General features: G+C 55.3%; 14 protein-coding genes. 11 read left to right on the forward strand and 3 right to left on the reverse strand.

The window, feature by feature from the left end; all coding sequences use genetic code 11:
• Window positions 1–4: 4 nt before the first annotated feature.
• From AC2Q8J_RS14340 to AC2Q8J_RS14365, 6 genes are read left to right on the forward strand one after another with little or no spacing between them, the layout of a single operon-like run.
• The gene (locus AC2Q8J_RS14340; protein ID WP_374972773.1) at window positions 5–376 is read left to right on the forward strand and encodes a type IV pilin protein; all 372 of its coding nucleotides are present in this window, start codon (window positions 5–7) and stop codon (window positions 374–376) included.
• Window positions 364–819, forward strand: coding sequence for a GspH/FimT family pseudopilin (locus AC2Q8J_RS14345; protein ID WP_486451610.1), 456 nt, complete (start codon window positions 364–366; stop codon window positions 817–819). Before AC2Q8J_RS14340 ends, AC2Q8J_RS14345 begins: the two co-directional genes overlap by 13 nt.
• The gene (gene pilV / locus AC2Q8J_RS14350) at window positions 819–1382 is read left to right on the forward strand and encodes a type IV pilus modification protein PilV (RefSeq protein ID WP_486451611.1); all 564 of its coding nucleotides are present in this window, start codon (window positions 819–821) and stop codon (window positions 1380–1382) included. Before AC2Q8J_RS14345 ends, pilV begins: the two co-directional genes overlap by 1 nt.
• A complete protein-coding gene (locus AC2Q8J_RS14355; protein WP_486451612.1) occupies window positions 1379–2419 on the forward strand; it encodes a PilW family protein in 1041 nt (346 codons plus the stop codon). Before pilV ends, AC2Q8J_RS14355 begins: the two co-directional genes overlap by 4 nt.
• A complete protein-coding gene (locus AC2Q8J_RS14360; RefSeq protein WP_486451613.1) occupies window positions 2416–2967 on the forward strand; it encodes a hypothetical protein in 552 nt (183 codons plus the stop codon). The genes AC2Q8J_RS14355 and AC2Q8J_RS14360 overlap by 4 nt, the downstream gene beginning before the upstream one ends.
• Window positions 2968–3004: 37 nt before the next feature.
• The gene (locus AC2Q8J_RS14365) at window positions 3005–6832 is read left to right on the forward strand and encodes a pilus assembly protein (RefSeq protein WP_486451614.1); all 3828 of its coding nucleotides are present in this window, start codon (window positions 3005–3007) and stop codon (window positions 6830–6832) included.
• A 43-nt stretch (window positions 6833–6875) separates the two neighbouring features.
• On the opposite strand, the gene AC2Q8J_RS14370 is transcribed toward AC2Q8J_RS14365, so the two are convergent.
• Both AC2Q8J_RS14370 and AC2Q8J_RS14375 read right to left on the reverse strand, forming a co-directional pair.
• Window positions 6876–8228 carry a sigma-54-dependent transcriptional regulator gene (locus AC2Q8J_RS14370; RefSeq protein WP_486451615.1) on the reverse strand — a complete coding sequence of 451 codons (1353 nt, stop codon included), beginning with the start codon at window positions 8226–8228 and terminating at the stop codon, window positions 6876–6878.
• Between the two features lie 15 nt (window positions 8229–8243).
• A complete protein-coding gene (locus AC2Q8J_RS14375) occupies window positions 8244–9836 on the reverse strand; it encodes a sensor histidine kinase (RefSeq protein WP_486451616.1) in 1593 nt (530 codons plus the stop codon).
• 126 nt (window positions 9837–9962) lie between these two features.
• On the opposite strand from AC2Q8J_RS14375, the gene AC2Q8J_RS14380 reads away from it, so the two are divergent.
• Entirely contained in the window at window positions 9963–11591 is a 1629-nt protein-coding gene (locus tag AC2Q8J_RS14380; protein WP_288362508.1) for an NAD+ synthase, read from the forward strand.
• Window positions 11592–11654: 63 nt separating this feature from the next.
• Here the strand turns inward: AC2Q8J_RS14380 and AC2Q8J_RS14385 are convergent, their stop codons facing one another.
• A complete protein-coding gene (locus AC2Q8J_RS14385; protein WP_027874214.1) occupies window positions 11655–12524 on the reverse strand; it encodes an outer membrane protein assembly factor BamD in 870 nt (289 codons plus the stop codon).
• Between the two features lie 97 nt (window positions 12525–12621).
• On the opposite strand from AC2Q8J_RS14385, the gene rluD reads away from it, so the two are divergent.
• The 4 genes from rluD to AC2Q8J_RS14405 all read left to right on the forward strand — a co-directional run bounded on the left by rluD (window position 12622) and on the right by AC2Q8J_RS14405 (window position 18754).
• Complete coding sequence (gene rluD, locus AC2Q8J_RS14390; protein ID WP_486451617.1) at window positions 12622–13578, forward strand: 23S rRNA pseudouridine(1911/1915/1917) synthase RluD; 957 nt, start codon at window positions 12622–12624, stop codon at window positions 13576–13578.
• Window positions 13575–14348, forward strand: a complete 774-nt coding sequence (gene pgeF, locus AC2Q8J_RS14395) for a peptidoglycan editing factor PgeF (RefSeq protein WP_486451618.1) — start codon at window positions 13575–13577, stop codon at window positions 14346–14348. Before rluD ends, pgeF begins: the two co-directional genes overlap by 4 nt.
• A gap of 120 nt (window positions 14349–14468) precedes the next feature.
• Entirely contained in the window at window positions 14469–17057 is a 2589-nt protein-coding gene (clpB, locus tag AC2Q8J_RS14400) for an ATP-dependent chaperone ClpB (protein WP_424143317.1), read from the forward strand.
• 155 nt (window positions 17058–17212) lie between these two features.
• Window positions 17213–18754, forward strand: a complete 1542-nt coding sequence (locus tag AC2Q8J_RS14405; RefSeq protein WP_486451619.1) for a DUF4331 domain-containing protein — start codon at window positions 17213–17215, stop codon at window positions 18752–18754.
• Window positions 18755–18762 lie beyond the last annotated feature (8 nt).

Here is an 18762-nt window from a genome sequence, read left to right on the forward strand (position 1 = left end):
ATTAATGATCACTGTCGCGATCATTGGCATATTGGTTGCCGTAGCGCTGCCCTCTTATCAGGAGTATGTCGTGCGCACGAATCGATCGGCAGCGCAAAACTTCGCGATGGAGGTGGCAAATATGCAAGAGCGATTTTACTTGGACAATCGCAGTTATGCTGCCGACCTTGCTACCCTCGGCGCTTCTTTGCCGTCAGAAATTTCCGGCGCGTATGTCGTTAGTGTGACGGCCGACAACACTGCTAACCCTCCTAGCTATATGATTAGCGCTGCTCCGAAGGGGACGCAGGCAAGTCGCGATGATTGCGGGACGCTTACCCTGAACAATAAGGGAGAAAAAGGTTATGCCTCGGGGGCAACGCGATGCTGGGAATAAGTAGGTTTAGAGGCTTTACGTTACTTGAGCTGTTAGTAACCTTGGCGGTAGTGGCCATCGTGACCGCCATTGCGGCGCCGTCATTCAACGACGTTATTGAGCGCCAGCGCGTTCGCAGCGCTGCCGATACCTTACGGTCTACCATTGACTTGGCGCGCAGTGAGGCAATTAAGCGCAACGCGGTGGTTAGTGTCAGTCGAATTGGCGATAACTGGAACAAGGGGTGGCAGGTACTCGATGGTGCAACTGTACTACAGGTCGCACCGTCTCAGCCGAGCCTGACCATTACCAGCGCGGTCAATACGGTGCAGTTTAACGGCTCGGGACGGAGCAATGCCGCGGCAGAGTTCAGTCTAGTGCCCGATTCCGGGAATACCGCAAACGCCTACTGTGTGGATATAAGCCTCAGCGGCCGCCCGCGAAGCCGGAAGGGAGGCTGCTAATGCCAAAACGGCAAGTCGGATTTACCTTAGTGGAGATTCTTGTTGCCCTACTTATTGTCCTGGTCGGTTTAATGGGCGGAGCGGGCTTGATAGCGCGCTCTGTTCAGCAGGAAGTGGAGGCTTATCAGCGCTTACAGGCGCTTAATTTACTCCAGGATATGGTGAGTCGGATTAATGCAAACCGGATTGTCGTGAGTTGTTATTCTGCGGGTGCCACAGGTATGGTCTTAGGGCATGGTGCCTCCACTCCGCCCGCCTGTGCTCAAGGTTCTGCCGAGCAGCGCGAGACCGCAGACGAGGATCTTTCGCAGTGGAATGCCGCATTGATTGGCAGCGCCCAACAAAATAAAAGCGACGAGAGTATCGGCGCGATGGTTGGCGCCCGTGGTTGTATACAACAACTAGACGCCGCCACGCGTCGATACCGCGTGAGTGTCGCCTGGCAAGGCCTGAATGAAACCTCTGCGCCCTCTGATAACTTGACCTGTGGAAAGAACCAATACGGTGACGAAAAGCAGCGAAGAATTGTTACCGCGATCGTGCGAATTGGAGACTTAACGTGAACCTGTCTAGGCGGCAGCAACGGGGCCTTTCTTTGGTTGAGCTCATGATTGCTCTGGGTTTGGGCGCCTTTATGCTATTGGGGATTATTTCCTTAGTTGCCTCCGTCAGTCAGACCCGCACCAAGCTCTCTCTGGTATCAGATCAAGCAGAGAGCGGGCGGTATGCTCTGCATGCACTGAATGAAGAGTTGGCACTGGCGGGTTTTCTCGGCACCTATCATCCGGGTGTTGGTGTGGCCGATTACCAGCTCGTTGACCCATGCGTAAATAGTGGCAATGCGAGTGACTTAGGCTTTGATCCGAGTACGCTTGCGCTGCCGCTGGCAGTGTCTGGTGTTGTCAGCGGCGCCACAATGCCGGCATGTATTAGCGCAGATAGTCCCGTGGCGAACTCGCCGATGCTGAATATTCATCGTGTGGATGTTGCAGAGGTGGACGTCGCGAGCATCGCGACGGGAAACACGACGCCCTACTTGCAGGTTTCAGACTGTGAACTCGATGCTCTGCCTTATGTACTGAATACAGACCCTGCGGCACTTACCTTGCGAGCCAAGGGCTGCGCGTCATTAGCCAGCGCTCGCCCTTATCTCGTTCGCGGCTATTTTATAAGCGATTGTGAAGATTGTGCCGATGGTGGTGATGGTCGCCCCACACTTAAAATGCTGGAGTACAGCAGTGGGGTTCGGCGCGTACTTCCGCTGGTCTCCGGCGTCGAAGACCTGCATATCGAATATGGATTAGATTTAGACATCGATGGTGGCCCCGATTGCTATGTGAGTGATCCGGGTGCCGCTGTTGTGCCCAGTGGCTGCCCTGCGGCAGAGTGGTCTGGTACGGCAACGGAAAACTGGCGGGACACCGTTGCTGTACGCGTACATTTATTGATTCGCTCTGAAGAACCGGTTTTGGCAGAACCAGTTGACGACACCTTTGACCTTGGTCGTGCTGATAGGGTGGGGCCTTTCGACGATCGTTTTAAACGGCAAGTTGTGTCGACCGTTGTGTTAATACCTAATGTTGCGGGGCCGAGAGAATGATAAGTATAAAGCGACAATCAGGCTTGGTATTAATCGTGGTACTCGTCATGTTGGGTATCTTCAGCGTTATTATTGTCAGCATGCTGAGCGGCAGCAATATCAATTTTAAGATTGCCGGCAATCAGCAGTATCACATCGAGTCAAAAAATGCGGCGAGTAACGCCATAGAATCTTTTGTCAGCAATCCGGCTAATTTCGCAATTCCATTGCCAGATGGGAATACCGAGTTCGGCAGCGACTTCAACGGCGACGGTAGCGATGACGTGATCGCTGTGGTCGCGCCGCCAACTTGTCTGAGTACAGACCCAATAAAGCAGGTAGAGCTTGATGTCGCTGATCCGGCGGATGCTCAGTGTCTGGGGACTGGAAAAAATAATACCAGTGGTGTCCTGACGGACGACGATGTTGCCCTCCAAGGTAACTCCTGGTGTACGAAAATGCGCTGGGATATTGCCGCAACAGTGGGGGATGCCAAGACTAAAAGCCGCTTGGAAATGCACCAAGGGGTGTATTTGCGCGAAGTCATTGGGACGCCCTGTTTGAATTAATTTTCCGGTATAACCGGTGTTGGAAAGAGTGAAGGCCATGAAAACGCTAATTAGTTGGATCCGTCTGTCGCTTATATTTATGGCGATATCTGCGCCGACACAGGCAGAGGATATCGATTTATTTGCAGGGATCACCCCAGGGGGGGCTAACCCTCCTACTGTGTTACTCGGCTGGCATAGTACGGCGAATTCCAATGCCAACGTCACCCACGGCTGCGTTTACGGAGATAGCGGCGCTGCCCCATCACTTGGCGATACGGTGGGCGGTATGGAACAGTGTGCCTTGGTAAATACCATGCTGTCGCTGCTAGACATAGAGAACGACTATTTGTTGGGTGCGATTAAAATCGGCCTGATGGTATTCAATGAAACTGGTTACAGTAGCTTCAATAATGGCACGGGCCTGGGCAATGGTAATAATAGTTGCGGCTATCTGCTCGTGCCACCAACACTGATGGACAGCTCTGGCATCAACAGCTTCATCACCAAGCTAAAGAGTATTGATAAAAACAATCTTGCGAACCAATCGCGACTGGGCGACTTGATCGCCGAAAGCTGGGCCATGCTGAATGGTTTGGCGACCTCTTGTTCAGGGGTTGACTACTCCGGACTCGCGGAAACGGCAACCCAGTGTCGCGACGCCGTGCTCGTCTATATAGGCAATGCGACCAAGGAGAACTCGAGTGTTGCCGACGGTATTGGTAGTCCGGACACGTTATTGAAAAACCAATTAACAAATGAATTTTCCTACAGCACCGGTTCCTCTCAGTATAAATTTTTTGCCACACCGCGTGCGGTTACCCAGCTTAGTAATTCAGATTCGTCCAATAATAAATACTGGGGTGATGAATGGGCGCAGTTTATGAACTTGGTAGATACCAGTGACAGCGCACAATCTGATCGCAATGTCAGTACCTACTCTATAGCGGTTTACGATCCTAGCTTAGAAACAAAGCTGGCTGGCGAGATCAACTTCCTCGCAGATTTAGCCAATGTCGGTGGCGGCAAGGCCTTCAAGGTGACTGCCGATAATCATGCTGGTTTGGCGGAGGTGCTCCTGCAGATATTCAATGAAGTGCAGGATATTAACAGTGCATTTTCATCGGCGACACTGCCCGTTAGTGCCAACACGCAAGGTACTTTTCTTAACCAGGTTTATATCGCCAGTTTTAGACCCGATAGCGATGCGGCACCCCGCTGGAACGGCAACGTTAAACAGTATCAGCTCGGTTTTGACGCCGGTGGAAATATCGTTTTAACAGATTCGACCCAGGATGTGGCGTCGGTGGTTACTTCTGTTACTAACCCCATCACCGGAGCAATTGTTGATGATGCAGTGAGTTTCTGGACGACAAACACGCCCAAGGATGCGTCAGGCGCCGCTGTGGCGGATTGGCCACTGGATGGTTTCTGGCGTAACAGCCCGGAAGGTGAGGGCTTCGCGTTTGATTCGCCAGACGGTGATTTAGTTGAGAAGGGTGGTGCGGGCCAGCTGTTGCGGGTGAATAACCTGACCACGTCATCAGGCCGCAAAGTCTATACCTGTAACAGTGTTGGGAGTTGTCCGAGCACGTCGGTTTTACCTGAATTTAAGACGACGAATACCGCGCTAGTTTCGCAGCTTGATGCAGAGCTGGGCGCCGCCGAAGAGGGCGGGACTGCATCGATCAGTGTGGGTCGCTATGACGATGGCGAAACGATATCAACAAGCTGCTCAGGTAATGGCAATAATATCACCTGCACTATCACTCATGATGGTAGTGGCGGTACTCAGCTGAACGCCTCAACCGATAAGGTAGTAATACTAAACGCATGGAATGAATCGCTGCAGGCTAATAAACAGAGCTGTACCTTTGCCGAACCGTGCAGTATTAGCAATGTCACGGCCACCAGTTTTGACGTTGCCTCTCGAAATATCCCCGATGGCCAGACATATAACGGTGCGGTGATTGTTGAAGTGAGTCGGGCTGCTCGTGTCGCGCAAACCTCCCATGGCTTGTCATTGGGCGACCAAGTTGAATTGACGGGCTGTACAGTTGGCTCTACGACCAATACACACAACAGCGCTCTGCTGAACGGCACAGTGCTTGGCAGTGTGATCGCGCTTACCGATGCCGATAACTATGTGCTAAGGCTTGGGGACTACGTGCTTGCGGAAAACAACAATGTAAGTTGTGGCAGCAGTGCAGTGTCGCTAACCGCCGAGACCCTCATCGACTGGGTACGGGGGGAAGATATTATCGGCAATGAAAGCCGTCGAGGCCCATGCCCGCCCGAGCTACGCGGGAGCGATTGTCCGATCACCGCGCGTGGGTCGATTCATGCAGATGTCCTGCACTCACGCCCCGCGGTTATCAACTACGGCGGCACTACCGGGGTTGTTGTGTTCTACGGCTCCAACGATGGCCACTTCCACGCCATCAATGGTAATCAGGCAGGTAATATCGCCGGCGTACAACCCGGTGGTGAGTTATGGAGCTTTATTGCGCCGGAGTTCTTTGGCAAGTTTAAGCGGCAATTCAATAACGACCCGCTGGTGAAGTACCCAAATGTGCTCGACAGCCGGGCTCAGCCGCGCGACTACTTTTTCGACGGAAACACCACGATTCTGCAGGACAAGCGCACCGGTAAGCCCACGTCTGGAAAGTCCTTGATCTTTATGTCGGCGCGCCGTGGCGGACGTTTACTTTATGCACTCGATGTCAGCAATGTCGCGGAACCGCGTTATCTGTGGTCGCTGACGAATGATCAGGTTCCGGAGTTGGGGCAGACATGGTCGCAGGCCCAGCTGACCTTAATCAAAGGTCACAGCAACCCCGTATTGATCTTAGGGGCGGGCTACGACCCTGCCGAGGACCAAGAGCCAGCACCTGCGACGAATAGCCAGGGGCGGGGTATTCTCATTCTGGATGCGATGACGGGAGGAGTACTGTGGGCAGCGCTGGCTGACTGTACCGGTGTCACCGTGGCAACAGGCGGACACTGCGAGACCGTTTCCGCGATGACGAAATCGTTTCCCGCTGATGTAACGGTTCTGGATAAGGACTTAGATGGCTTCACCGACCGCCTCTATGCGGCAGATGTGGGCGGGAATATATGGCGTGTTGACCTTGAGGCAGCCAGCCCCGCGACAACCGCCTTTAGCGACATTGAAGTCAATAAGTTCGCAAGCTTGGGGGGCAGTGGCAACAGTGCTCGGAAATTCCTCTTCGCCCCGGATGTCGTGCCCACGAATAATTTCGACGCTGTGGTGGCGGTCTCCGGCGACCGCGAGCACCCGCTTTATACCAGTAGCACCACCGCCGGGCTTGCCTACAATGTCGAGAATAAGTTTTTCATGATTATGGACAAAAATACCGGTAAGTCGATGCCCTCGACTCACTCGGCGGTGACCGTAAGTGACCTCGTTGACCAAAGCACTTTGCAGTGTACCGACGGCAGCGGTGGCATTGTGTCCTGTGGTAGCGAAGGAGCGACCGAACTGTATTTTAGTGGTTTGGATAGCGGTGTCGCAGGGTATTACTTTGACCTGTTGGTGGGTGAAAAAGGCGTTAACGCACCATTGGCGGTTGCCGGGAAAGTCTATTTTGGTACCAACCAGCCGGATGTGCCCGATGCTGAAAGTTGCAGTGCAAATTTGGGTAACGCCGGCGCCTATGTCGTGAACCTTGTGACGGGTGAGCGGCAGAGAAATGAATTCTCTGGTGGTGGACTTCCACCGTCGCCCATTGCCGGGCTTGTGACGATTGACGGAAAAACCGTGCCCTTTGTGATTGGTGGGGCGGGGCCATCACCCTTTGATCCCAGCACCCCCGCGCTCGACCTGTCCGGCGGGCGAAAACGCACCTACTGGTATTACGAATAAAGAAAAAGGCAGCCTCGGCTGCCTTTTTCGTTCTGTGAGTTCATTAGTCGAGGTTGTACTTCTTTAGTTTGTAGCGAAATTGCCGGAAGGTAAGCCCCAGCAACTTCGCTGACTCCGTCTTATTGCCCTGTTGGGCTTTTAGCGCGGCATTGATAATGTTTTGTTCAATGCTCGCCAGATACCCCTCCACGTCTCCGATAGCTGCCGATAGGTGGTCGGTATGTTTATCCGGGTTCACGCTGCTATTTGATGCCGGTAGCGATAGGTCCTTGGCAGTGATGATCTCGTCGTCGCACAGTGTTGCGGCGCGTTCAATAATGTTTTCCAACTCGCGGACATTGCCGGGAAAGGGGTAACTGCTCAACGCATTAAGAGCATCTTCACTGAGGCGGGGGGCCGGTATACCCCACTCGCTAGCGATTTTCTCTAGCATAAAGTTGGCTAGTAACGGGATGTCGCTGACCCGTTGCCGTAGGCTGGGCACCGCGACCTCGATAACGTTAATACGGTAGAACAGGTCACTGCGGAAGTGTTCTGAGGCGACTTCGCGGGATAGGTCTCTATGCGTGGCACTGAGTATGCGAACGTCGACGGCAATTTCCTCATTTGAACCGATGCGTCGCACTGCCTTTTCCTGAATGGCACGAAGCAGTTTAACCTGCATGTTCAGCGGCAGGTCGGCGACTTCGTCTAGGAAGAGAGTGCCGCCATTGGCGGCTTCAAATAAGCCTTCCTTATCACCGTAGGCGCCAGTAAAACTGCCCTTAACATGACCAAAAAACTCACTTTCGACAAGCTCGTCTGGGATGGCGCCACAGTTCACTGGGACAAAGGGAGCATTGCGGCGCGGTCCATTGGCGTGGATCATGCGCGCCACCACTTCCTTGCCACTGCCCGATTCGCCACTGATGTAGACGGGAGCCTGGCTGCGGGCAAGCTTGGTGATTTGCTGGCGCAGTCGGCTGATAACGTCGGTTTCGCCGAGTAAGCGGGTGTTGCGGCTGCTGTCGATGGCGGTGGCGCTGCTACTTTCCAGTTGCAGGGCGGTTTTGATCAGGTTGCGCAACTGCTCAATAGACACCGGCTTATTGATGAAGTCGAATGCCCCCGCCTTTAGCGCTTCGACGGCAAGCTCTGTGCTGCCGTAGGCGGTTAACACCGCAACGGCGGTTTCACTGCACTGCTGCTGGATGTGGTGAACGACGTCCAAGCCCGAGCCATCTGGCAATTTGATATCGGTAAGACAAAGCTGAATAGTGTTTTGCTGCAGGAGCGCGATAGCGTCACTGACACAGCCGACCGACTCGGTATGAAGGCCCATGCGACTGATGGTAATTTCCAGAAGTTCGCGAATATCCGGTTCGTCGTCAATGATGAGTACGGTTTTCTGTGTCATATCGGCTTGTCAGTCTTAATCGGGGAACGCACTGCGCTGCGGGTGGGCGAATTGTAATCGAAAACAGCTGTCGCCGCTGGGTTCCCGCCGGTAGCTAATAGCGATTTGGTTCGCCAGGCAGAGCTCGCGGCAAAGGTACAAACCGAGCCCATTGCCTTGAGACTCCGTGGTGAAAAAGGGCTCAAAGATTTTGTCTTGATTGTCCTGTGAAATGCCGGGGCCATTATCGATGATATCCAGTGTTACACCGCCGCTAATACCGTTGCTCAAACGGTAGCGGATAACGGCCTTGTCGGCCTCTGCCAGGCTATGGCGAATACCGTTCTCTGTGATATTACTCAGTATCTGGTTTAATTGGCTTTGGTCGACATTCACTGTGTCGTTACTGCATTGTGAGTCGTCAGTTAGCAGCTGAATTTGCCCTTGATGAATGCTGTGCCAGTCCCGGCAAAAGCGCTGCAACCAGGGCATTAGTGCGAAGGCCTCAGGTTTGGGCAGTCGGCCGCGAGACAGCTCGAGAACATTTTTCACAATATCGTCCATGCGTTTTGCATGGTTTTGGATAATGCCGACAAAGCGCGCATCGCCATCGTCGAGGTGAGGGCCTTCGGCGAGCAGTTGCGCCGCATGGCTGATTGCCGAAAGAGGGTTGCGTATTTCATGCGCGATGCTGGCGGTGAAGCGCCCAAGCGAGGCGAGCTTCAAGTTTTGCGCGCGCTGATTGATCTTGCTGATATTTTCAATATACAGCAGGAAGTCTTCGTCGTTGTCTTGGTCCAGCTGGGCGATGTTGACGTGTAATTCCACACCGGAGGGCTGCAACTGAATGATTTTCGACAAGCTGCTACCCGGTGCGGTGAGCGCGGTGATTTGCGGGGGAGCATAGAGTGTGTCGGGTCGGCGTTGGTAGGGGACTTGTAAGAGCTCTGCGGCGGCGGCGTTGCAGAGCTTGATTCGGCCACTGCGTGACATGACCACAATGCCAGTCTGCATTCGTTGCACAATGCTTTGGTTGATTTGCGATAGCCGCTCTAAGTCACTGCGGCGGCGCTCTGCCAACTGCTGAGCGGAAATAATTCGTTGGCTGAGGTAGCGAATGGCAATGGCTGTCGAAAAATAGGCCATCCCCATCATGCCAGCGACGACAAATTGCTGGGTCTCTACGCGCTCGTACAGGGTGTTGGCTGCAACTTCGGCGATGGCGCTGATGGTCGCCAACGAGGCCAGAGACAGGCACAAGCGGGCGGGTAAGGTCATGCTGGCAGCGCTGATGCTAACCATCAACAGGGAGGCGAGGCCAGAGTCGGCGCTTGCCGAGCAGTAGCTCATCAGCATGATGCAGCCAATGTCGATGAAAAACTCGAAGAACAGCCCCGTGTCGTGGTAGTGACGACTGGTCAGCAAGTGCTGGAACAAGGCAAGCAGTGAAAAAGCCAGGTAAGCAAAGGAAATCAGCGAATAGATGCCGGGGGCGGTGCTCCCCAGCACTGATTGACTGAAGCCGTAAATGAAGATGAAAAACAGCGCGCTGGCTAGCAGCAGGCGGTACACCGCATATACCCGCATGACGGCGCGGCGTTGGCTGTGGTCGATGCTGGCGCTATGCATGATGATCTCGTTCAGATAATGCCAATAAGTGTATCTGGCAATTCCTGCGGATGCACATCGCGAGTTTTGATAGAATGCCTGCGCACCGCGGTAAGCCAACGCCTATTAACGGGGATACACAGATTCATGACCACGCTTCGTATTGTTACTGCTCAGATCAACCCGGTAGTAGGGGACATCGAAGGCAACACCGACAAAATTCTCAACGCCGTTGAACAGGCAATGCAGGCGCACAACCCCCAGCTCATATTGTTCCCAGAGCTTGTTGTAACGGGGTATCCACCCGAAGATTTGCTGCTGCGCAGCAGCATCAGTCATCGTGTAGAGCGCGCGTTGGCGCGCATTGCCAAAGCCGCGAAAGAGACCTATATCGTTGTTGGCTATCCGCGCAGCCGAGAGCAGGGTTTGTACAACACGGCCGGGGTGTTCTACCGCGGCCGTTTGCTCCACGAATACCACAAGCAATGTTTGCCGAACTACCGCGTATTTGATGAAAAGCGCTACTTCAAAGAAGGCCGTGAAAGCGTCGTCTTTGACCTGTTTGGTGTGCCCACGGCGCTGAGTATTTGCGAAGACATTTGGCAGGATGGCCCCACCGCGGCTGCCAGAGCCGCCGGGGCACAGCTGATGTTGAATATGAGCGCCTCGCCCTTCCATGCGGGTAAGCAGATAGAGCGCGAAGCCCTGCTGGCGCAACGGGCCTGGCAAGGCGGCATGCCCATCGTCTACTGCAATTTGGTGGGAGGGCAGGACGAACTGGTGTTTGATGGCGCGTCAATGGTGGTTTCCAAAGAGGGCGAATTACTGGCGCGAAGCCCCGCCTATGTCGAGCATCTGGCCTGTGTTACGGCACATTGGCAGGACGGCACGCTGAGCATTGATGAAGGGGCGGTGACCGACCTTAAGCCGGTGCTGGACGATGTCTACGAAACGCTGGTGCTGGGGGTGCGCGACTACGTTGAGAAAAATGGCTTTAAGGGCGTGGTGTTGGGTTTGTCAGGCGGTATTGATTCCGGTTTGACGCTGGCGATTGCCGTAGACGCGCTGGGCCCTGAGCGCGTGGAGGCGGTGATGATGCCCTTTCGCTACACGGCGTCCATGAGCGTTGAAGATGCCGAGGAACAGGCGAATATGTTGGGTGTGCGCTACTCCTGTCTGTCGATCGAGCCGATGTACGACGCCTTCATGGCGACGTTGGCAGACGAGTTTGCCGGCACCCAGGTCGATACCACGGAGCAGAACCTACAGGCCCGCTGTCGTGGTGTTCTGTTGATGGCAATCTCCAACAAAAAGGGCTACCTGGTCCTCACCACGGGCAACAAAAGCGAAGTGGCGGTCGGCTACTCGACGCTATACGGCGATATGGCCGGTGGCTTTGACGTACTGAAAGATGTCGCCAAAACCCGGGTGTTTGAACTGGCTCGCTATCGCAATACTCGCTCTCCAGCGATCCCGCAGCGCGTTATCGACAGGCCGCCCTCGGCTGAGTTGGCGCCAGATCAGAAAGATGAAGACAACCTGCCGCCCTACGATACGCTGGATGAAATCCTGGAGCGCTATATTGAGCGCGATGAAAGCGCTGAAGCGATTATCGCCGATGGCTTTGACCGCGACACCGTGTACAGGGTACTGCGCCTGGTAGATTTAAACGAGTACAAGCGTCGGCAAGCGCCGATCGGTACGCGCATCACCGAGAGAGGCTTCGGGCGTGACCGTCGCTACCCCATCACTCAGAAATGGCCGATTGGTGATTGATAGACCGGAAATAAAAAAGGGCGCCTATGGCGCCCTTTTTTTGTACCTCGCCGTCGCGACGACCTATTCTTCACTCTTGCTGCGGTTGTCAAAACGCGGCGGCTCATAGCGGTCAAACAGGCCGAAGGTGGCTTTATTGATAAATGAGCCTTCCTGTTCGATACCGACTTCGCTGATGAAGTTACCGTTTTTGTCGAGGTTGGGGTGGTCAGGATAGTTCTTGCGCAACACGGCAAGTGACTGCTCCGCCAGATCATCCATGCCTAACAGCAGATAGGCTTGCACCATTACCGCCAGTGCATCGGGTACGGCCGGTGTTTGCGGCAAATTTTCGATAACATAGCGCCCGCGGTTGGCCGCGGCCAAGTAGGCTTTGCGCTTGAAGTAGTAATTCGCCACATTGATCTCGTAGCGCGCGAGACGGTTGCGCAGGTAGATCATCCGGGCGCGCGCATCGTCGGCGTACACGCTATTCGGGAAGCGCTGCAACAGCTGACGAAAATCCTCGAAGGATTGGATCGCTGAACCCGGGTCGCGCTGGGTCATGTCAGTGGGGATGAAGCGTTCCAGCAGGCCCTCTCCCTCGGTGTAGTTCGAGAGGCCGCGCATGTAGTAAGCGTAATCCACTTTCTCGTGCTGTGGGTGCAGGCGAATAAAGCGATCGGCAGCAGCGATCGCTGCCTCGTTGTCACCGCCGCGATAGTAGGCGTAGATAATCTCCAGCTGCGCTTGTTCGGCATAGGGGCCGAAGGGGTAGCGGCTTTCCAAAAGCTGTAGGTTCTGAATAGCCAGTGAAAAGTTCTTGCTGTTCAGGTAGCCTTGCGCGGTTTCGTATATCTCCCGCTCCGACAGTTCCTGTCGTTCAGGTTCGCTGGCGCAACCCGCGAGGGTGGCGATGAGAAGGAGTGCTAGGAGCTTGTTAAACGCTTTCATTTACCCGTTCCAAATGGCGGAAGAACCCCGCATTTGCGAGGGCCTGCTATTTAACCACAGCGTGTCAGTGGTATAAAGAAGGCCTCGGAGAATCACTATGACAGAAACCATCAATCGCCAGGAAATCGTTCCCGCCGACCTCAACTTTGCACGTTTCGACCAGGCCGCCAGCGCCTTGTTCCCCGAATATTCGCGATCGCGCCTACAAAGCTGGATAAAAGGCGGCCAATTAACGGCCAATCACAGCAGCTGCCGCCCTCGGGACAAGGTTCACGAAGGCGACGTGCTGACCCTGCAAGCGGAGCTGCAACCCGAGGGGCGTTTTGAGGCCGAGGCGATAGCGTTGGATATCGTCTATGAAGACGACGATATTATCGTGATCAATAAGCCCGCTGGCCTGGTTGTTCACCCGGGTGCCGGTAATCCCAGCGGCACCCTACTTAATGCCCTACTCAGTCACTGCCCGAGTATTGATAGCGTGCCGCGCGCGGGTATTGTTCACCGTCTCGACCGCGATACTACAGGACTCATGGTGGTTGCCAAAACGCTGCAAGCCCACGCCGACTTGGTGGCGCAGCTGCAAGCGCGCGATGTTCACCGTGAATACGACGCCGTTGTGATGGGCAGCATGACCGGTGGGGGTAAGGTTGAGGAGCCAATGGGGCGTCACCCTCAGCAGCGCACAAAAATGGCGGTGGTGCAGTTTGGCGGCAAGGAGGCGATTACGCATTATCGCCTGCAAAAACGTTATCGCGACCACTGCCACGTGCGCTGTTTTCTTGAAACCGGCCGCACCCACCAGATTCGTGTGCATATGGCCCATATTCGCCACCCTCTGGTGGGCGACGCCACTTATGCCGGTCGGCCGCGCCTGCCCAAGGGCGCGAGCGATGCGCTGGTGAATATGCTGCGCAGCTTTCCCCGGCAGGCGCTGCATGCCCGCAAGCTTGAACTCGAGCACCCCATAAGTGGCGATACCATGAGCTGGGAAGTGCCTTTGCCCGACGACATGCAAGCCCTACTTGCCGTATTGGATGCCGAGGAAAAGTTGTGATTCGCGCCGCCTGGCCAGCGCCCGACAATGTGGTCGCGCTGACCACAACGCGGCATGCCCCAGCGGGCACCGTCGGTGCCAGTGAAGGGGCGTATGCGGATTTTAATCTTGCCCAGCATGTTCACGACAAGCCGCTTGCGGTCGCCGCAAACCGCGCGGCGCTTTTCCACCAATTGCAGCCACAGGGCTTGCGTCGTATTCAATGGCTGAACCAAACCCATGGCACTGCCGTGTATCGATCTCAGGCCGATGTGCAGGCGCTGCCCGATGCCGATGCCGCCATCACAACGGACATTGGCCAGGCGCTGGCCGTATTAACCGCCGACTGCCTGCCGGTGCTGCTCTGCGACCGGTCAGGGCGTCAGGTGGCCGCTGTTCACGCAGGTTGGCGCGGTCTGTGTAGCGGTGTGGTCGCCAATGCCGTTGCCGCCTTTGAACGCCCCGCTCAGCAATTAATGGCGTGGTTGGGGCCGGCGATTTCCCCTAAACACTTTGAAGTTGGCGAAGAGGTGCTACAAGCGTTTGAGTGCCAATTTTCCGGCCCGGATACCGCGGCCATTCGCGCCGCCTTTGTGCCGGTAGACGGTTATTCTGGAAAATATCTCGCCGATTTGTATCAATTAGCACGGCTGCAGTTGAAATCGCTCGGTGTCGACGCCATCTATGGAGGAGAGTACTGCACGGTGGCCGACGAGGAACTGTTCTACTCCTATCGGCGACAGCCCCAGTGCGGGCGCCAGGCCAGCATTATTCTGTTGCGCGACAACTAAAAATCTCTCCAGTCAGGCTTGAAAGCCAGCGAAGCATCCCCATCTAGTAAGTAGAAAGACCTTATTAATAGTGCGGTTATCGCTCTGCGTGAGCTGGGCCGCATGGATGGAGAGCCGCGAATGCGTATAGATCGATTTACCAACTCACTGCAAACCGCGCTGCAAGATGCCCAATCCTTGGCGCTGGGACGCGACCACCAATATATTGAAGCCGAGCACCTGTTGGCGGCGATGCTAAAACAGTCCGGCGGCGCGGTAAAACCCATGCTCAGCCAGGCGGGGGCGAATGCCGCTGCGCTGGACGCTGCGGTTAATGACGCCCTGGACAAGCTACCCCGTGTCGAGGGCAACCCTGGCGATGTTCATGTGTCGCAGGGCCTGGCGCGGGTATTTAATATCAGCGACAAACTTTCCCAACAACGCGGCGATGCCTACATTTCCAGCGAGCTTGTGGTGTTGGCGATGCTCGAGTCGGCGACGTCGATTAGCAAAGTGATGAAAGAGGCTGGCATAGAGAAAAGCCGCCTTGAATCCGTGATAGAACAATTGCGAGGAGGGCAGTCGGTGAACGACGCATCGGCCGAGGAAAATCGTCAGGCCTTGGATAAATACACCATTGATCTGACCGAGCGCGCTGAGTCGGGCAAGCTGGATCCGGTGATCGGCCGCGACGATGAAATTCGCCGCACAATTCAAGTGTTGCAGCGCCGTACCAAGAACAATCCGGTGCTGATCGGCGAGCCGGGCGTGGGTAAAACTGCCATCGTTGAGGGCTTGGCGCAGCGCATTATTAACGGTGAGGTGCCCGAGGGCTTAAAAGACAAGCGCGTGCTGTCTCTGGATTTGGGGGCACTGCTTGCCGGCGCCAAATTTCGCGGTGACTTTGAAGAGCGCCTGAAGTCGGTGCTTAACGAACTCGCCAAGGAAGAGGGGCGGGTCATCCTGTTTATTGATGAACTGCACACCATGGTCGGTGCCGGTAAAGCTGACGGCGCGATGGACGCAGGCAATATGCTCAAACCTGCGCTGGCGCGCGGTGAGCTGCATTGCGTGGGCGCCACAACCTTGGACGAATACCGCCAGTACATCGAAAAAGATGCGGCGCTTGAACGTCGTTTCCAAAAAGTCTTGGTGGACGAACCCTCAGAAGAGGACACCATCGCGATACTGCGTGGCCTGAAAGAGCGCTACGAGGTGCACCACGGCGTCGACATTACTGACTCCGCCATTATTGCGGCGACCAAGTTGTCGCAGCGATACATCACCGACCGCCAGTTGCCGGATAAAGCCATCGACCTGATCGACGAGGCGGCCAGCCGTATTCGCATGGAGATCGACTCCAAGCCCGAGGTGATGGACAAGCTGGAGCGCCGCTTGATTCAACTGAAAATTCAGCGTGAAGCGGTGAAGAAAGACGACGATGAGGCGGCCAAGAAGCAACTCGCCTTGCTCAATGCCGATATCGATAAAGTGGAGAAGGAATTCGCCGATCTCGACGAAGTTTGGAAGGCTGAGAAGGCGACCCTGCACGGCAGCGCGCAGATTAAGAGTGAGCTCGAGCAAGCTAAGCTGGACCTGGAGGCCGCGCGTCGCAGTGGCGACCTAACCAAGATGTCGGAGCTGCAGTACGGCGTGATCCCCGATATGGAAAAACGTCTTGCATCGGCAGATGCCGCAGAGCACGGCGAAATGCAGCTGCTGCGTAACAAGGTCTCGGACGAGGAAGTCGCCGAGGTGGTATCGCGCTGGACGGGTATTCCCATCAGCAAGATGCTGGAGGGCGAAAAAGACAAGCTGCTGCGCATGGAAGAAGCGCTGCACAAACGCGTTGTCGGGCAGAGCGAAGCGGTGGACGCCGTTTCCAATGCGGTGCGCCGCAGTCGCGCGGGCCTGAGTGACCCGAATCGCCCCAATGGCTCGTTCCTGTTCCTGGGGCCAACCGGTGTGGGTAAAACCGAGCTGTGCAAGGCGCTGGCAACTTTCCTGTATGACAGCGAAGAGGCGATGGTCCGTATCGATATGTCGGAGTTTATGGAGAAGCACTCCGTCGCTCGCTTAATTGGTGCGCCTCCGGGCTACGTTGGCTATGAAGAGGGCGGCTACCTTACTGAGGCGGTGCGTCGTCGCCCTTATTCGCTGTTGTTGCTGGATGAGGTTGAAAAGGCCCACCCCGATGTGTTCAACATCCTGCTGCAGGTGCTCGACGATGGCCGCCTGACCGATGGTCAGGGCCGCACGGTGGATTTTCGCAACACGGTGATTGTGATGACCTCGAACTTAGGTTCCGATGTGATCCAGGAAATGACACGCGGCGGTAGCGACTACCCGGCGATTCGCTCCGCAGTGCTCGACGTGGTATCCGGCCACTTCCGTCCAGAGTTTGTTAACCGCGTCGATGAGCTGGTGGTATTCGAGCCGCTGGGCAGAGAGCAAGTGCGTGAGATCGCGCATATCCAGCTGGGTATACTCAATAAACGGTTGGCTGAACGGGAATTGTCACTGGTGCTCAGCGATGCGGTGATGGATCGCCTGGCGGATGTGGGCTTTGACCCCGTATTTGGTGCCCGCCCGCTGAAGCGTGCGATACAGCAACAGCTGGAAAACCCCTTGGCGCAGCGCCTGCTGCAGGGTGAGTTTACGCCGGGGCAGCAAATTCGCGCAGAAATTGATGGAGATCAACTGGCATTTAAGGCGGCTACGCTACAGTAGACCTGCGACAAAACATACCCACCCTTATCAATTGCCCGGCACCCACCGGGCTTTTTTTTGCCCTTTCCATTCATCTGGTGATCGAAACGCTGGTTCATAGCGTATGCCTTAGCGGTAAACAATTATAAAACCGTGTACAAACTCGAGGTGATATTATGGGTTCCCCTGTCAAAAGTGGCCTGGCACTAGCTGTGCTCGGGACGATTTTTAGTTCCCAAGCGCTAGCGTCAAGCCACCGAGAAGCGCCGTTCATAGCGTCTTCTCCCAAGGTCGACGGTACCGACTTCTACATGTTCCGCAGTTACGAGGCTGGGCGAGACGGATTCGTGACGTTGATCGCCAATTATCAGCCACTCCAAGACGCCTACGGTGGCCCAAATTACTTCACTATGGACCCGCAAGCGCTCTATGAAATTCACATAGACAATAATGGCGATGCCGTTGAGGATCTGACGTTTCAGTTTCAGTTCAGTAACGACTACGGTCAAGCGTCAGCGGCGGGGCTGATTGATGCGGGTAAGGTTAAAACCGGTGAGGACGATCAGGGCAATGACATTTTGGTACAGGTCCCGTTAGCCGCCGTGGGCGGTGGCAGTGGCACGAGTACGGGCTTGCTGAATGTCGTAGAGACTTTCTCTGTGGAGCTGGTTGCCGGACCACGCCGCAGTGGTAACGCGACGCCGGTTTCGAATCTGGCTGATGGTTCTACAAGCTTCGTAAAGCCGGTGGACAATATCGGCAACAAGACCATTCCTGACTACGAGGGCTACGCCTCGCAGTTCGTATACGATATTAATATTCCCGGGTGCATGTCTCCGGGCAAGATGTTTGTCGGCCAGCGCCAAGAAGGGTTTGTTGTAAACCTGGGTCAAGTCTTCGACCAAGTAAATCTCAACCCTCTGGGCGCTCGAGACAGTGCTTCAAATACAATCGGCGATAAAAACGTAACGTCGCTGGCGCTTGAGCTGCCGATCAGCTGTGTGACCGCTGGCAGCGAAACCGTTATTGGCGCCTGGACAACGGCAAGCAAGCCACAGGCACGATTGCTGAACGCTAAGCCCGTCGGGCCGACAGCCTCGGCTGACGGACAGGGGCCCAGCGTGGAGGGCGGTGCCTGGACTCAGGTGTCTCGTCTGGGTAGCCCGCTAGTTAATGAAGTCGTCATCGGGATCACGGACAAAGACAAGTTTAACGCCAGCCATCCAAAAGATGATGTCGAAAACTTCGGCGCCTATGTGTTGTATCCCACATTACCAGTCTTGGTCGATGTTCTGTTCCCCGGTGCAACGGTCGTACCCGACACTCCGCGAAACGATTTGCTCGCGGCATTCGTGACCGGTGTTAACGGCCTGAACCAAGCCGCTGCCGCACAGCCGGGCGAAATGCTTCGCTTGAATACCGCGATTGCGCCAACGGCGTTAGTGAGTCAGGGGGAGTTGGGCTTTTTGGATTGTGACTTAGCGGGTTTCCCAAATGGGCGTCGCCCAGTCGATGATGTTGTCGACATTGCGTTAAGTGTTGCTGAAGGCGCAATTACCGCTGCCAACCCCAATGGCTTGCAGACATGCGATTTGTCAGGAGCAGCACCAGCGGTGGTGAATGCTGGCGCCGTCGTCAATGATGGGGCGAAGCCCGACCGCTTTGATTACCTCGGTGGCTTCCCCTATCTCGCTACGCCCATTGCGGGTTCACCCTGAACAATACG

The organism is Spongiibacter sp. C9W (assembly GCF_057370015.1).

Bases quoted from the DNA above. Each gene is read 5' to 3' on its own strand.
- AC2Q8J_RS14340 (WP_374972773.1), top strand. From the start codon at position 5: ATGATCACTGTCGCGATCATTGGCATATTGGTTGCCGTAGCGCTGCCC.
- AC2Q8J_RS14345 (WP_486451610.1), top strand. From the start codon at position 364: ATGCTGGGAATAAGTAGGTTTAGAGGCTTTACGTTACTTGAGCTGTTA.
- pilV (WP_486451611.1), top strand. From the start codon at position 819: ATGCCAAAACGGCAAGTCGGATTTACCTTAGTGGAGATTCTTGTTGCC.
- AC2Q8J_RS14360 (WP_486451613.1), top strand. From the start codon at position 2,416: ATGATAAGTATAAAGCGACAATCAGGCTTGGTATTAATCGTGGTACTC.
- AC2Q8J_RS14365 (WP_486451614.1), top strand. From the start codon at position 3,005: ATGAAAACGCTAATTAGTTGGATCCGTCTGTCGCTTATATTTATGGCG.
- AC2Q8J_RS14370 (WP_486451615.1), bottom strand. From the start codon at position 8,228: ATGACACAGAAAACCGTACTCATCATTGACGACGAACCGGATATTCGC.
- AC2Q8J_RS14375 (WP_486451616.1), bottom strand. From the start codon at position 9,836: ATGCATAGCGCCAGCATCGACCACAGCCAACGCCGCGCCGTCATGCGG.
- AC2Q8J_RS14380 (WP_288362508.1), top strand. From the start codon at position 9,963: ATGACCACGCTTCGTATTGTTACTGCTCAGATCAACCCGGTAGTAGGG.
- AC2Q8J_RS14385 (WP_027874214.1), bottom strand. From the start codon at position 12,524: ATGAAAGCGTTTAACAAGCTCCTAGCACTCCTTCTCATCGCCACCCTC.
- rluD (WP_486451617.1), top strand. From the start codon at position 12,622: ATGACAGAAACCATCAATCGCCAGGAAATCGTTCCCGCCGACCTCAAC.
- clpB (WP_424143317.1), top strand. From the start codon at position 14,469: ATGCGTATAGATCGATTTACCAACTCACTGCAAACCGCGCTGCAAGAT.
- AC2Q8J_RS14405 (WP_486451619.1), top strand. From the start codon at position 17,213: ATGGGTTCCCCTGTCAAAAGTGGCCTGGCACTAGCTGTGCTCGGGACG.